Below are 2022 nucleotides of genomic sequence, written 5' to 3'. Positions count from 1 at the left end.
CTGCCAGATCGTCGGGCCAGCTCACCAGCACGTCCGACAGGGCCCGGAGGTACGCCACCGCGACGGCGGTCGGATCGGCCGGTGTGCCGGTCAGTTCGGCCAGCGACCACGCCGTCTCAATTGGCGGCCGAATCTCGGACAAGTCCACGTTCAGACCGGTGCCGATCACGGCGGTGCCGCCGCCACCGACAGTCGGCGTGAACTCGCACAAGATGCCCGACAGTTTGCGACCGGCACCGGGCCGCCCGCTGGGCACGATCACATCGTTGGGCCATTTCCGATCGACGCCCACCCCGGTCAGCTCCCGCACGGCGGACCGGACGGCGAGCCCGGTCAACAGCGATAGCCAGCCGATGGCGGACGTCTGCTGCGGCGACACGGCGATCGCCGCAGACACCGCGAGCTGCCCGGCCGGGGTCTGCCAGACCCGCGCGTGCCGACCGCGGCCGGTCCGCTGGTGACCGGCAATCAGCACCGCGCCGTCCACCGGCTCGCCAGCCGCAGCGCGAGCGACGAGATCGGCGTTGGTCGAACCGGTCTCCGCTACCACGGCGACGTCGGTCCACCGGGTGCCGGCCAGGCCGCCGGGATCGGGCAACTGCACAGGGTCCATAGCCGTCAACCATAGTGTCGCCGCCCGCCGCCCGCCGCGTCCTACTCGCGGGTAAGAGTGTCACTGCTCCCCCATCGCGCCGGTGTCGATAGCATGGGACCCCATGAGCACCCCCGACATTCACACGACGACCGGCAAGCTCGCCGATCTCAAGAATCGGCTCGCCGATGCCGAGCACCCGGTCGGCGAGGCCGCCGTCGAGAGAATCCACGCCAAGGGCAAGCTGACCGCCCGTGAACGCATCACACACTTGCTCGACGAAGGCTCCTTCGTCGAGCTCGATGCCCTGGCCCGGCACCGCAGTACCAACTTCGGCCTCGGCGACAAACGTCCGGTCGGCGACGGCGTCGTGGTCGGGTACGGCACCATCGACGACCGCGAGGTATGCGTCTTCAGCCAGGACGTCACGGTCTTCGGCGGCAGCCTCGGCGAGGTCTACGGCGAGAAGATCGTCAAAGTGATGGACCTGGCCGTCAAGACCGGCCGTCCGCTGATCGGCATCAACGAGGGTGCCGGTGCCCGCATCCAAGAGGGTGTGGTCTCCCTCGGCCTATACGGCGAAATCTTCCACCGCAACGTCCGGGCTTCCGGCGTGATCCCGCAGATCTCGCTGATTATGGGCGCGGCAGCCGGCGGTCACGTCTACTCCCCCGCGCTCACCGACTTCACCGTGATGGTCGACGGCACCAGCCAGATGTTCGTCACCGGCCCCGACGTGATCAAGACGGTCACCGGCGAGGACGTGACGATGGAAGACCTGGGCGGTGCCACCACGCACATGACCAAGTCCGGCGTCGCCCACTACGTCGCCAGCGACGAAGAGGACGCGCTGGAGTATGTCAAGGAACTACTCAGCTACCTGCCGAGCAACAACCGCGCCGACCCGCCACGGCTGCCCGTGCCCGAGCTGACCGGATCGATCGAAGACAACCTGACCGCCGAGGATTTCGAACTCGACGAGCTGATCCCGGATTCGCCGAACCAGCCGTACGATATGCACGAGGTGATTCGCCGCCTGCTCGACGACGACGAGTTCCTCGAAGTTCAGGCCGAGAGGGCGATGAACATCATCATCGGCTTCGGCCGAGTCGACGGCCGCAGCGTCGGCATCGTCGCCAATCAGCCCACGCAATTCGCTGGCTGTCTGGATATCGACGCCTCCGAGAAGGCCGCCCGCTTCGTGCGCACCTGCGACGCCTTCAACGTCCCGATCATCACCCTCGTCGACGTTCCAGGCTTCCTGCCGGGCACCGAGCAGGAGTACAACGGCATCATCCGCCGCGGCGCCAAGCTGCTGTACGCCTACGGTGAGGCGACGGTCGGCAAGATCACCGTCATCACCCGCAAGGCCTACGGCGGCGCGTACGACGTGATGGGCTCCAAGCACATGGGCGCCGACGTGAACCTGG

Annotated in this window: 2 protein-coding genes; one reads left to right on the top strand and one right to left on the bottom strand. The window is 67.4% G+C overall.

Going from position 1 to position 2022, the window contains the following annotated elements; translation table 11 throughout:
- Positions 1 to 613 (bottom strand): biotin--[acetyl-CoA-carboxylase] ligase (locus WAW85_RS02465; RefSeq protein ID WP_422558074.1); only part of this gene is annotated, 613 nt, incomplete at its 3' end.
- 103 nt (positions 614 to 716) lie between these two features.
- Here WAW85_RS02465 and WAW85_RS02460 point away from each other — a divergent pair.
- The coding region (locus WAW85_RS02460) for an acyl-CoA carboxylase subunit beta (RefSeq protein WP_422558073.1) at positions 717 to 2022 on the top strand (1306 nt) is incomplete at its 3' end.

The sequence above is a fragment of the Gordonia sp. (in: high G+C Gram-positive bacteria) genome (genome assembly GCF_049299075.1).
Taxonomy (GTDB): domain Bacteria; phylum Actinomycetota; class Actinomycetes; order Mycobacteriales; family Mycobacteriaceae; genus Gordonia.
Note: the sequence above shows the minus strand (reverse complement) of the source record. Positions and strands in the feature narration are given on the sequence as shown.